General features: G+C 71.2%; 11 protein-coding genes. 4 read left to right on the plus strand and 7 right to left on the minus strand.

Translation table 11 applies throughout. The features are described from left to right. Both ABZ215_RS27175 and ABZ215_RS27180 read right to left on the minus strand, forming a co-directional pair. On the minus strand, nt 1-615 hold the full coding sequence (locus ABZ215_RS27175) for a GNAT family N-acetyltransferase (protein ID WP_354952619.1): 615 nt from the start codon (nt 613-615) through the stop codon (nt 1-3). Next, complete coding sequence (locus ABZ215_RS27180) at nt 573-1,766, minus strand: aminodeoxychorismate synthase component I (RefSeq protein WP_354952620.1); 1,194 nt, start codon at nt 1,764-1,766, stop codon at nt 573-575. Before ABZ215_RS27180 ends, ABZ215_RS27175 begins: the two co-directional genes overlap by 43 nt. Before the next feature lie 75 nt (nt 1,767-1,841). Here ABZ215_RS27180 and ABZ215_RS27185 point away from each other — a divergent pair, with 75 nt between their 5' ends. Beyond that, complete coding sequence (locus ABZ215_RS27185; protein WP_354952622.1) at nt 1,842-2,828, plus strand: DUF4185 domain-containing protein; 987 nt, start codon at nt 1,842-1,844, stop codon at nt 2,826-2,828. Here the strand turns inward: ABZ215_RS27185 and ABZ215_RS27190 are convergent. The 5 genes from ABZ215_RS27190 to ABZ215_RS27210 all read right to left on the minus strand — a co-directional run bounded on the left by ABZ215_RS27190 (nt 2,817) and on the right by ABZ215_RS27210 (nt 7,671). Continuing rightward, nucleotides 2,817-3,431 carry a GH25 family lysozyme gene (locus ABZ215_RS27190; RefSeq protein ID WP_020419450.1) on the minus strand — a complete coding sequence of 205 codons (615 nt, stop codon included), beginning with the start codon at nt 3,429-3,431 and terminating at the stop codon, nt 2,817-2,819. The genes ABZ215_RS27185 and ABZ215_RS27190 overlap by 12 nt on opposite strands. A 230-nt stretch (nt 3,432-3,661) precedes the next feature. After that, nucleotides 3,662-5,140 carry an alpha/beta hydrolase domain-containing protein gene (locus tag ABZ215_RS27195; protein ID WP_354952624.1) on the minus strand — a complete coding sequence of 493 codons (1,479 nt, stop codon included), beginning with the start codon at nt 5,138-5,140 and terminating at the stop codon, nt 3,662-3,664. Between the two features lie 96 nt (nt 5,141-5,236). Beyond that, entirely contained in the window at nt 5,237-6,004 is a 768-nt protein-coding gene (locus ABZ215_RS27200) for an ABC transporter permease (protein ID WP_020419448.1), read from the minus strand. After that, nucleotides 5,994-6,980: a daunorubicin resistance protein DrrA family ABC transporter ATP-binding protein gene (locus ABZ215_RS27205; protein WP_020419447.1), complete on the minus strand. Its 987-nt coding sequence runs from the start codon at nt 6,978-6,980 to the stop codon at nt 5,994-5,996. The genes ABZ215_RS27200 and ABZ215_RS27205 overlap by 11 nt, the downstream gene beginning before the upstream one ends. 85 nt (nt 6,981-7,065) lie before the next feature. Further along, a complete protein-coding gene (locus ABZ215_RS27210) occupies nt 7,066-7,671 on the minus strand; it encodes a PadR family transcriptional regulator (RefSeq protein WP_020419446.1) in 606 nt (201 codons plus the stop codon). 62 nt (nt 7,672-7,733) lie between these two features. On the opposite strand from ABZ215_RS27210, the gene metG reads away from it, so the two are divergent. The 3 genes from metG to ABZ215_RS27225 all read left to right on the plus strand — a co-directional run bounded on the left by metG (nt 7,734) and on the right by ABZ215_RS27225 (nt 12,028). Beyond that, nucleotides 7,734-9,527 (plus strand): methionine--tRNA ligase, encoded by a 1,794-nt coding sequence (gene metG / locus ABZ215_RS27215; protein ID WP_354952627.1) that lies wholly within the window; start codon nt 7,734-7,736, stop codon nt 9,525-9,527. Continuing rightward, nucleotides 9,524-10,354, plus strand: coding sequence for a TatD family hydrolase (locus tag ABZ215_RS27220; protein ID WP_354952629.1), 831 nt, complete (start codon nt 9,524-9,526; stop codon nt 10,352-10,354). Before metG ends, ABZ215_RS27220 begins: the two co-directional genes overlap by 4 nt. Nucleotides 10,355-10,627: 273 nt before the next feature. Then, entirely contained in the window at nt 10,628-12,028 is a 1,401-nt protein-coding gene (locus tag ABZ215_RS27225) for a resuscitation-promoting factor (protein ID WP_020419443.1), read from the plus strand. Nucleotides 12,029-12,230: the final 202 nt, after the last annotated feature.

Consider the following 12,230-nt stretch of genomic DNA (forward strand, 5'->3'; position numbering starts at 1 on the left):
TCAGGCCGGGTCCTTCCGCATCGCCCAGGTGACCGGGCCGCCGTCGGGGAGGGGGACCTGCGCGGTCACCTCGAAGCCCAGCCCCTGGTAGAAGCCCACATTCGACTCCAGCGAGGTCTCCAGGTAGGCCGGGTGGCCCTCCGCGGCGGCGGCACGCAGCCCGGGCGCGAGGACAGCCCGGCCGAGGCCCTCGCCCTGGCGGCCGGGCGCCACGCCGACCGTGGCGAGGAACCACGCGGGCCCGGTCGGCCGGTGCGGGGCCATCGCCTCCTCCGCGGCCGCCGCGGCGGCCGCCCGGTCACCGGCCAGCTCGCGCAGCCGCGGGCCCAGCGCGTCCAAGTCGGGCTCGCCGGAGGTGGGCGTCGTCCACACCGCCACCGCTGCCAGGTCGTCGCTCACCCAGACCCGCCCACAGGGCAGCCCGACGTGTTCCAGGAACAGCCGTTGCAGGCCGGTCACCCGCGTGACGTGGTCCGCCGCGGCGACGGTGTGCCGCGTGAACGGGTAGTCCGCGAAGGCCGCGCCCAGGGTCGCCGCCGCGTCGTCGAGGTCGGCTGCTGTGCCGAGGCGGATCAGGTGAGCAGTGCTTCCAGCGGGGCGGCTTTGTGCAGACATTCCTGCCATTCTGCCTCGGCGTCCGAATCCGCGGTGATGCCGCCGCCGACCCCGAGCGCGATCGAACCGCCGTGCACCTCGAACGTGCGGATCGCGACGTTCAGCTCCAGCCCGGCCACCGGCGACGCCAGCCCGACGGCGCCCGTGTAGACCCCGCGCGGCCGCGGCTCCAGCTCCGCGATCAGCTCCAGCGCCCGGATCTTCGGCGCGCCCGTCACCGAGCCGGGCGGGAAGGTCGCGGCCAGCAACTCCGCGTCCGAGGTGACCACCCGCCCCTCCACGGTCGACTCCAGGTGCCACACGCCGGGCGCCGGCCGCACCCGCAGCAGCTCGGGCACCCGCACGCTGCCCACCGCGCACACCCGGCCGAGGTCGTTGCGCACCAGGTCGGTGATCATCACGTTCTCGGCCACGTCCTTGACCGACTCACGCAGCCGTTGTGCCAGCACGTCGTCCGCCGGGCCGCGGCGGGGCAGCGTGCCCTTGATCGGCGTCGAGCGGACCCGGTCGCCGTGGCGGGCGAGGAACAGCTCGGGCGACAACGACACGACGCTGCCCCACTCGCCGGTGAGGAACGCGGCGCGGCGCGGCCGCAGCCCCCGCACCCCCTGCGCGAACAACGCGGCGGGCGAGCCCTCGAACGTGCCCTCGAAGCGCGTGCAGATGTTGGCCTGGAACAGCTCCCCGGCCTCGATCGCGTGCACGCACGCCTTGACCGCGTCGCCGTGTTCCGCGGGGATCGGGCGGTGCAACGGCCCCGCCTGCCAGGCCGGGCACGGCGCCGGCCGGGTCAGCAGCTCCGCGAACTCCGCCGCCAGGTCCGGGCCGCCGAGCGATTCGAACCACCACCAGCCGTCCGCGTCCAGCCGCAGGACGTGGTCGGCCCAGCCCCACACCGCCGCGGGCAGCGCGGTGCGCCGGCCGGACGGGTCGGTGAGGTCGTAGGACAGGTAGCCGAACCAGCCGCCGCCGACGACCCCCTCCGGAGCTTCGACCCGCGGTTGCCGGTCCGGGACCTCGAACGGATCGGTGACGGGGCGGAGCTGGACCTCGGGCGCCAGCACGGCCTGGGAGCCGAACCATTCGCCGCACAGGCCGGCCGCCGTGCCGATCCCCCGGGAGCGGGCGCGCTCGTCGAGGAGAAGCAGCACCTCATCCGGTGTTCTTCCCCGGCCAAGCCTCGTTCGCGTCGCCCGCACGGGAACATTGTGACCTACGGTCGGGGCATGGTTCGGATCGCGGAGACGGAGCAGATCTGCAAGGTGACCGGCGCCGATTCGATCAACCGGACCGACCGGTTCGCCATCCACGGCACGGATCTCGGCATCCTGTGGGACGGCGGCGACGGGCGGGTCTTCGTGTTGTTCGGCGACACCTTCGGCGAGGGCTGGGGCGGCGACGGCGGCGGCCCGAACAGCGCCGACTGGCGCAGCAACGTCCTCGCCTTCTCGACCAGCACGGACCTGGCCGCCGGCCTGCGCCTCGACGGCGTCGTCACCCGGCCGGACGGCACCGCCGCCCAGGTCATCCCGCGGGACGGCCGCCGCGACGAGGTGACCGTCATCCCGAACTCGGGCCTGGCGGTCGACGGGCTCCAGGTCGTGCACTACATGTCCGTGCGGCAGTGGGGCCCGCCCGGGAAGTGGACCACCAACTACTCCGGCCTCGCCGTGTCCGACGACGGCGGGGTCACCTGGGCCAAGCCGTGGAGCGCGCGCTGGATCAACCGCGCCGAGCGGGACGACCCGTTCCAGATGTGCGCGCTGGCCCGCGAGGGCGACCACGTCTACCTCTTCGGCACCACCAACGGGCGGCACGGCGACGCCCACCTGGCCCGCACGGCGATCCCGCACCTGCTGGACGCGTCGTCCTACGAGTACTTCGACGGCCGCGGCTGGACGCGGGACGAGTTCGCCGCCGCGCCGGTCATCCCGGGCCCGGTCGGTGAGCTGTCCGTGGCCTACGACGTCCACCTCGGACAGTGGCTGGCGATGCACCTGGACGACCCGGGCGGCGCGATCCTGCTGCGCTCCGCCGACCGGCTCGCCGGGCCGTGGTCACCCGGCCAGGTCGCCGTGCCTGGGCACCAGTACCCCGGCCTCTACGGCGGCTACCTGCACCCGTGGGCGCTGGACGGCCCGGACGTCTACTACCTGATGTCGCAGTGGGGCCCGTACAACGTCTTCCTGATGCGCAGCACGCTAGAGCAGTAGGTCGGCCAGCGTGAACGGGTAGACCAGGGCGTCCATGCCGATGGGGCCGGACACTCCGGGCATCGGCGGCACCGAGCTGTGCTCGTGCAGCGCCAGGCGCGGGTGGAACCAGCCGGGGCGGCCAGGGATGTCGTTGTGCCGCGCCACCCACAGCACGACTTCGCGGTCGGCCCACTTCTGCGGGTGCAACCGGCGCAACCAGAGCCCGTAATCGGCGTAGATCACGACCCGCTGGATGCCCGCGGACTGCCGCACGGTCTTGATCCACGCCTTCACGAACCGGTCGTCGACGCCCTCCGCCTCGACTTCGAGCGTCGGCGCGAGCGAACCCGGCCCGAACACCCCGAGCCCCCGCCCCGCGCGCACGCACAGCTCGGCTTGGTCGTGGGGCGCGCCGGGACGCGCGTAATGGCGGATGCCGGTGCGGATGCCGGCCCGCTGCGCCGCTTCGATTTGCTTCCCGGCGCCGCGGTCGAGCCAGTTGGTGTTCTCGGTGACCGTGATGGAGGCGAACGAGACCGCACCGGACCGGACCGCGTCCCAGTCCGCCACGGTCGCGTGCAGCGCGAGGTTGATCCCGCGCTCCGTGCTGCCCTCCGTCAAAATGCCGCCTTCATTCCACGCAAATGCGCTCGCCAGGACACCGCGTAGTCACCATAAGCGCGAAAAGCCCCGGTTGCCGTATCGACGCACCCCCCGGAAAGGGTGTGACTCACGGCAAGTACCGGGCGTGACGGCGCGCGGTGACGGCACGGTCACCGTCGGGGAGTCCACAGTGGAGGTGGCGGCGGGAGGAACCCGGCCGCCGGCCCGCGGACCGGCGGCCGGGTCCGCTAACCCCCGATGCCCGAATTCCGGGCGGCTTCGACGATCGTGGCGGCGTCCTCGGGCAGCAGGTGGCCCGCGGTGACCGAGGACTGGGCGGCGGCCTGCACCTTGGCCACGTAGCCGTCGTTCGTCGGGTACAGGCGGCTCAGCACCGGCTCCGCGGTGGGCGGGAACGACGGGTCGGACGGGTCGCCGTCGTCGTGCTGGTCCCACGGGTCCGCGTCGCCGTTCCACGGGTCCCGCGCGCCGTAGAGGCCGCAGAAGACGCCGCTGTCCGTGGTGTCCCGCTCGCCGCTCAGCGTGCGCGTCGGCACCGCGACGTCGGGCAGCCGGATACCGCCGGTGGCCAGGCCGGTGGCCGGGTCGCGGCGGTCGGCGTCGAGCAGCGCGCCGCTCGCCGGGCGCGGTCCGCCCTGCGCCCACGTGGACAGCGCCCGCAGCGCAGCGTTCATCGAGTAGTGGCCGGGCCCGTCGTTGTAGGGGGCGGACCCCGCGGCGCAGCTCGGTTGCGGCGCGGCCGATCCGGCGGACTTCTGCACCGTCGGGCCGCCGAGGTCGACGGCCCACTGGTCGCCGTGGGCGGTGCCGGCCAGCTCCCAGTGCACGATGCGGTCGGTGTCCGGCTGCCGTGCCGCCGCCGCGCCCGGCACGTCGGTCTCGGTGAGCACCACGAACACCGGAACCGCGGTGTCGGTCCGGATGCGGCTCGGGTTCGGCATCGTCAGCACGTCGGCGAGCCTGCCGCTGATCGGGGCCGCGACCGCGCTGTTGCTGTGGATCATCAGGCCGTCGTAGACGCGCGCGACCGGCTGGACGGCGTTGGCGTAGGTGGTCATGAACCCGGCCGACTGCGATTCCCCGTCGGCGAGCAGCGTCCGGATCTCCAGGCCGCCCAACGGGTCCGGCCCGTTCGGCGTGCGCAACGCCTGTCCCGCCTGGGAGAAGATGTCGTAGGAGTAGGCGTCACCGGGGTGCACGAGGCTGCCGTAGCGGGCCGGGTCCCAGCCGCGCAGGCCCGCGATGTCGCCGAGCCCGCCGTTGACACCAACGGACTGCGCCGACACGCCGACCCACGCGTAGCCCCGGCGCAGCAGCTCGTCCCGCATGAACCAGTAGTCCGGCGAGAGCTCCAGCTGGGCGCTGACGTTGAGCCACTCCACGACGACCGTGCCGTTGAAGCGCGCCGGGTCGCTCGGCCGCCGAACCAGCAGCCGGGTCCGGTACGCGGCCTGGGTGGTGGGCCGGACGTCCCAGCGGCCCGACGAGGTCCACAGCCCCGACTTGGCGTACGCGGTCGCGGTGCCCGAGATGAAGAACTCGCTCTCGGTGTAGCCGAACGAGCCGAGGTCCTCGGCCGCGGCGAGGAACGGGAACCCGCGGCTGCCCGCGGGTGGCGTGGTGATCGTCGGGTTCGCGGCCGCCGCCGTGGCGGGCAGCACCGCGGCGAACACCGCCAGTAGCGTTGCGAGGACGGCTGTGCGCACTGGTCACCTCCGTGGTCTGGGGATGGCCAGTGTGGGGCGGCCGCGGTCGCCGGGGCATCGGCGAAATCACCGGTGTGGCGAGCGCGGCCGCGTGGACTAGGCGTTCTCCTTCTGGAAGGTGCGCGTGCCCCAGAACACGGCCAGCACCGTCATCACCACGAGGATGATCGAGCCGGTCATCAGGGCGTCCATCGTGAGGTCGCCGCGGAAGGTGGCTCGCTCGGCGTCGACGACGTGGGTGAACGGGTTGATCCGCGAGATGGCGTAGAGCCAGTCCGGCGCGAGGACACTCGTGATCGGCAGCAGGATGCCGGACAGCAGCAGCACCGGCATCAGCACGGCGTTCAGCAGCGCCGGGAAGGCCTGCTCGCTCTTCAGCGTCAGCGCCACCGCGTACGACGCCGAAGCCAGCGTCGCCGCGACCAGTCCGACGATCACCAGGCTCAGCAGCACCCCGCCGACCGGCGCGTCGAGTCCGAACGCGACATACGCGAGCACCGTGATCAGCACGGCCTGGATGACCGCCTGGATCACGTTGTTGGCCACCTTGCCCAGCAGCAGCCCGACCCGGCTGGCCGGCGTCACCCGCAGCCGTTCCAGCACGCCGCTGCGGTAGTCCATCAGCAGCGCGAACCCGGCGAACGACGAGCTGAACAGCGCCAGCTGGATGATCAGCGCCGGGGTCAGGATGGTCCAGCTGGTGCCCGGCGGGAAGCCGGGCGTGCTGCTGACGACCTTTTCCATCAGCGGCCCGAACAGCACCAGGTACAGCACCGGCTGCATGATGCCGATCATGATCCACGCGGGGTTGCGCATGGACAACGTCCAGTCCCGCTTGAAGATCAGCCACGTGTCACGCAACATGGGCGGCCTCCTCGTGCTGCTGGGACTGCTCGGCGTCGCGCAGCGACCGGCCGGTGAGCGTGAGGAACACGTCGTCCAGCGTCGGCCGGTTCACCTGCATCGAGGTCATCGCGATGCCGTCGGCGTCCAGGCGCCGCAACAGTTCCGGCAGCGCGGTGTCCCCGCGCGGCACGCGGAACCGCACCTCGGCTTCACCGGTGGTCACCTCGTGCGCGCCGTCCAGGCGGCCGGCGACCTCGGCCGCGGCGTCCACGAACTCCGGGGCCACCCCGATGGTCACGCCGTCGCCGGACACGCGCGCCTTGAGCGAGTCCGGCGACCCCTCGGCCACGATCTCACCGTTGTCGATCACCAGGATCCGGTCGCACAGCGAGTCGGCCTCGTCCAGGTAGTGCGTGGTGAGGAACAACGTCACGCCGTGGTCCGCGCGCAGCCGCCGGATGTGGTCCCACAGGTTGGCGCGGCTCTGCGGGTCCAGCCCGGTGGTCGGCTCGTCGAAGAAGATCAGCTTCGGGTCGTGGATCAGGCTCAGCGCGATGTCCAGCCGCCGCCGCTGGCCGCCGGACAGCGTCTTCGTCAGCCGGTCGTCCAGCCCCACGAGGTCGAGCTGGTCGATCAGCTCCCGGCCCCGCCGCAGCGAGTCCTCCTTCGACATGCCGTAGAGCCGGCCCTGCAGCTCGATCTCCTCGAGCACCTTCATCTCCGGGGTGACGCCGCCGCCCTGGGCGACGTACCCGATCTGCCTGCGCACGCCGACCGGGTCGGCCAGCAGGTCACGCCCCGCGACCTGCGCTTCGCCCGCGGTCGGGCGCAGCAGCGTGGTCAGCATCCGCAGCGTCGTGGTCTTGCCGGCGCCGTTCGGGCCGAGGAACCCCACCAGTTCACCCTCGGCGACGTCGATGTCGACGCCCTTCACGGCCTCGACGCTGCGGCCGCGCGCGGTGAACGTCCGCGCGAGGCCGCGTGCCTTGATCATGAGAAATCCCCCTTGATTCAGTAGTCAAATTTGACTAGTGATGGCGGCCACTCTGCCCCAACTATCGCGCCGTAGTCAAATTTGATTACTTGATCTCCGGGGGTGCGCCGAAGTGGCGCCCCGGGTCGTCGGCCATGACGTACTCGCCGTCCTGCAGGCGCTTGATCAGGCCGCGCAGCCACTCGATGGTCGCCTCGACGTTCGTGCCCCACAGCCGGTACAGCTCGCCGACGTGCTCCGGGTGGCCCCAGTTGACTCCGCCGTCCAGCACGCTGCGGGTGGTCGCGAGCTGGCCCTCCAGCCACGTCAGGCGGTGCCGCAACAGCGACAGGGCCCGGTCGCGGGGCAGGGAGGGCAGGAAGGTCAGCGCGGCGGCGAAGGCGAACGCGTCCTGGGCCCCGTCGCCCTCGGTCTCCGCGATCATCTGGGCCAGCCGGACCTGGAACTCGGTCTCGCCGTCGTCGGTCAGCCGGTAGGCGATCCGGTCCGGGCCGCGTCCCTCCGGTTCGTCCGGCACCGCCTCCAGCAGGCCTTCGGCCGCCATCTTCTTCAGCGCGTGGTAGATCGACCCGGGCTGGACGTTCGCCCAGCGGTCGGCCGACCAGGCCAGCAGCTCACGCCGCACCTGATAGCCGTGCGCCCGGCCGTACATCCGTACGACGCCCAGCACCAGCAGCCGCGTCGGCGACACCCGACCTCCTTAAGCCTTCCCAGGTAACAATGCACGAGACGGCATCCGTACGCTAAACAGGCATGAGCATCCCTGTGTTGACGGCGGTGGCCTGGCCTTATGCCAACGGGCCCCGTCACATCGGCCACGTCTCCGGCTTCGGCGTCCCGTCGGACGTGTTCTCGCGCTACCAGCGAATGGCCGGCAACCGGGTGCTCATGGTGTCCGGGACCGACGAGCACGGCACGCCGATCACGGTCCAGGCGGACAAGGAGGGCCTCACCTCCCAGCAGACCGCCGACAAGTACACCCGCCAGATCGGCCAGGACCTGCAGGGCCTCGGGCTGACCTACGACCTGTTCACCCGCACCAGCACCGGCAACCACGCCGAGGTCACGCAGCAGATCTTCCTCGCGCTGCACCGCAACGGCTACGTCGTGCCCAAGACCACGACCGGCGCGATCAGCCCGTCCACCGGCCGCACGCTGCCGGACCGCTACATCGAGGGCACCTGCCCGATCTGCGGTTACGACGGCGCGCGCGGCGACCAGTGCGACAACTGCGGCAACCAGCTGGACGCCGCGGAGCTGATCAACCCGAAGTCGCGGATCAACGGTGAGACGCCGAAGTTCGTCGAGACCGAGCACCTGTTCCTCGACCTGCCCGCGTTCACCGAGAGCCTCGGCAAGTGGCTGTCGACGAAGACCGACTGGCGGCCCAACGTCGTCAACTTCACCAAGAACCTGCTCGACGACATGCGGCCCCGCCCGATCACCCGCGACCTGGACTGGGGCGTGAAGATCCCGCTGGACGGCTGGCGCGACCAGCCGCTGAAGCGGTTCTACGTGTGGTTCGACGCGGTGATCGGCTACTTCTCGGCCAGCGTCGAGTGGGCCCGCCGCAGCGGGAACCCGGACGCGTGGCAGGAGTTCTGGACCAACCCGGACGCGCGCGGCTACTACTTCATGGGCAAGGACAACATCACCTTCCACGCCCAGATCTGGCCCGCGCTGCTGCTCGGCCACAACGGCGCGGGTGACAAGGGCGGCCAGGTCGGCCCGTACGGCAAGCTGAACCTGCCGGACGAGATCGTGTCGTCGGAGTTCCTGACCATGAGCGGGTCGAAGTTCTCCACTTCGCGCGGCACGGTCATCTACGTCAACGACTTCCTGCGCGAGTTCGGCCCGGACACCATGCGCTACTTCATCGCGGTGGCCGGCCCGGAGACCCAGGACACCGACTTCACCTGGGACGAGTTCGTCCGCCGGACCAACTTCGAGCTGGCCAACGAGTGGGGCAACCTGGTCAACCGCTCGATCTCGATGGCGCACAAGAACAACGGCGCGATCCCGGCCCCGGTCAAGCCGGCGCCCGCGGACGAGGAGCTGAAGGCGCTGTCCCGCAAGGCGTTCGAGACCGTCGGCGGGCACCTGCAGCGGTCGAGGTTCAAGTTGGCGGCCACCGAGGCGATGCGCGTCGTGTCGGCCGCGAACCGGTACCTGTCGGACCAGGAGCCGTGGAAGCTCAAGGGCGATCCGGAGCGCCGGGACGCGGTGCTGCACACCGCGCTGCAGGTGGTGTCGGACGCGAACACGCTGCTCACCCCGTTCCTGCCGCACTCGGCGCAGAAGGTGCACGAGGCGCTGGGCGGCACCGGCGTGTGGGCCGCGCAGCCGGAGCTGCAGGACGTCGAGGACCTGGACATCCCCGGCCGGATCAACCCGATCCTGACCGGCGACTACGCGGCCGAGCAGGCGCGCTGGGAGTCCATCCCGATCGAGGTCGGCCGCCCGCTGGCCAAGCCGACGCCGCTGTTCGCCAAGCTCGACCCGAAGCTCGGCGAGACCGGTCCGGAGTGGGCCCCGATCGCGCAGTGAGCAAGAAGGAACGGCCACCGGTGCCGGAGCGCCTGCCGGCGTCGGTGGTCGACTCGCACACGCACCTGGACGCCTGCGGCGCGGTCACGGCGACCGACGTGGCCGAGCTGGCCGACCGCGCCGCGGCGGCCGGGGTGACCCGGATGGTGACCGTCGCCGACGACCTGGACGCCGCCCGCTGGGCCGCGGAAGCGTCCACTTGGGACGAGCGGGTGTGGGCCGCGGTGGCCATCCACCCCACGCGCACCAAGGACTTCGGCGAGGCGGAACAGTCCGAAATAGAGCGTCTGGCGCGCCAGGACCGGGTGGTCGCGGTCGGCGAGACCGGTCTGGACTACTACTGGGACTACTCGCCGCCGGACGCCCAGCAGGAGGCGTTCCGCTGGCACATCGACCTCGCCAAGCGGGTCGGCAAGCCGCTGATGATCCACGACCGGGACGCGCACTCCGACGTGTTGCGGATCCTGGACGAGGAGGGCGCGCCGGAGACCGTGGTGTTCCACTGCTTCTCCGGGGACGAGGACATCGCACGCCGGTGCGTGGACGCCGGGTACGTGCTGTCGTTCGCCGGCACGGTCACGTTCCGCAACGCCCGGGCGCTGCAGGCCGCGGCGCGGCTAGTGCCGTCCGGGCAGTTCCTCGTCGAGACCGACGCGCCGTTCCTGACGCCGCACCCGTTCCGCGGACGGCCGAACGAGCCGTACTGCACCGCTTATACGGTCGCGTTCCTCGCCGACCTCCGTTCGGAGGGGCTGGAACAGGTCTGTTCGGCGGTGTCGGAGACGGCCGAACGCGTGTTCCGGCTGCCGTCCGTCACAGCGGGTTGAACGGACTGCGACATCCGTGGAAATCAACCATCCACCTGGAGGAGTGACGAACGCCACGACATTCCGCCCGGTGTTTGCGCAACCTCGCGGGGTCCGTTACTGTCCCGTGACCGTGCCGCATGATCGCTCCAACCGGGCGAAGAGCGGGACACCCGGAGTCAAGCCAGTGCAGGTCGGGATCGGGGATGGCGAAGACTTCGGGAGCCGTAGTGCGAAAGGGATCGACCTGCTGTGACTGGTAGTAGATGGGCCGACGCGCGTCCGACTGAGGCGATGGACTGGTTCGAGTCCAGCCGTGGTGGCGCGGTGGGCACCCTCGACTGGCCCGACGCCGACGCGTTCTCGGACGACCTGGCTGTCACCGAGCACGACATCCGCACGGTGCTGGGCAACGACGCGGACGATCTCATGGCCGAGGCCGAGATCGACGTCGACGAGCTGATCCGGCTGATCAACGCCGAGACCACGATGCTCCCGGCCCTCGCCATCCCGGACGCGGCCGCACAGGACCGCACGGCCGCCGTGGAGGCCGAGGAGGAGCCGGAGAAGGCCCTCGTCTCCGCGGTCAAGACCTGGAAGCGGCGGTTCCTCCGCGGCTCGGTCCTGGCCCTCCTGATCAGCCTCACCGGTGGCGGCGCCGCCGCGCTGGCCATGAACAAGAGCGTGACCGTCGACGTCGACGGCCACACGCAGACCGTGCACAGCTTCGGCAAGACGGTCGGCGAGGTCCTCGAGGACGCCGGTCTCACCGTCGGTGAGCACGACGCGCTGTCCCCCTCGCCGCAGGCGCCGGTCGGTGACGGTGGCGTCATCAAGCTGGAGCGCGGCCGCAAGCTGAACCTGGTCGTCGACGGGGTCGCCCGCGAGTCCTGGGTTCGCGCGACGAGCCTGCAGGAAGCCATCACGCAGCTGGGCCTGAGCGGCCAGTTCGGCCCGGGCACCGCGTACTCGATGCCGCTGGACGCGGAGCTGCCCCTCGACGGCGCGACCGTCGAGGTCAAGACCCTCAAGAACATCACCGTCTACGACGGCGACGCCGCCCCCCGGCAGATCAGCACCACCGCGATCACCGCGGAGGAGTTCCTGGCGGAGCAGGGCATGTCGCTCGGCCCGGACGACGAGATCGAGGGCGGCCTGGCCCTCAAGCTGACCAACGGCGCCGAGGTGCACATCTCGCGCACCGGGGTCACCGTGATCAACCAGGAAGAGGACATCGATCCTCCGGTCCAGGAGATCAAGGACGCGACCCTCGACGCGGGCGACGAGGTCGTCCAGGACCCGGGCACGGCGGGCAAGAAGCTGGTGACCTACCGGATCACCAAGCGCAACGGCAAGGAGACCGCCCGCGAGGAGCTCTCGACGAAGGTGATCGTCGAGGCCAAGCCGAAGATCGTCCGGGTCGGCACCAAGCAGCCGGTGATCAGCGACAGCGCCATCTGGGACGCCATCGCGAAGTGCGAGTCCGGCGGCAACTGGTCGATCAACACCGGCAACGGCTACTACGGCGGCCTGCAGTTCAACAAGAGCACGTGGGACGCCTACGGCGGCGACCAGTACGCGGCCTACCCGCACCAGGCCACGCGCGAGCAGCAAATCGCGGTGGCGACCAAGGTGCGCGACGACCGCGGCGGCTACGGCGCCTGGCCCGTCTGCGGCGCCAAGGCCACCAGCTGATCCCCGACAGCACACACATGATGACCCCGGCCGGTGGCCGGGGTCATTTCATTTTTCGGCGTACTGGAACCCGGCAACCCCACGCACCAACCCCACGAACCACCCCTCTCCCGCAACCCGATCCCCAGCCAAATCGGTTGCCGAGCCACCGGGTCAAGCCACGCTTTCCCGGCTTGACGCGGTGTCTCGGCAACCGAACACT

The organism is Amycolatopsis sp. NPDC006131, from assembly GCF_040614175.1.
Taxonomy (GTDB): Bacteria; Actinomycetota; Actinomycetes; order Mycobacteriales; family Pseudonocardiaceae; genus Amycolatopsis_E; species Amycolatopsis_E tucumanensis.

Coding starts and splice junctions, on each gene's coding strand:
- ABZ215_RS27175 (WP_354952619.1), bottom strand. CDS start 615: ATGTCTGCACAAAGCCGCCCCGCTGGAAGCACTGCTCACCTGATCCGC.
- ABZ215_RS27185 (WP_354952622.1), top strand. CDS start 1,842: ATGGTTCGGATCGCGGAGACGGAGCAGATCTGCAAGGTGACCGGCGCC.
- ABZ215_RS27205 (WP_020419447.1), bottom strand. CDS start 6,980: ATGATCAAGGCACGCGGCCTCGCGCGGACGTTCACCGCGCGCGGCCGC.
- ABZ215_RS27200 (WP_020419448.1), bottom strand. CDS start 6,004: ATGTTGCGTGACACGTGGCTGATCTTCAAGCGGGACTGGACGTTGTCC.
- ABZ215_RS27225 (WP_020419443.1), top strand. CDS start 10,628: ATGGACTGGTTCGAGTCCAGCCGTGGTGGCGCGGTGGGCACCCTCGAC.
- metG (WP_354952627.1), top strand. CDS start 7,734: ATGAGCATCCCTGTGTTGACGGCGGTGGCCTGGCCTTATGCCAACGGG.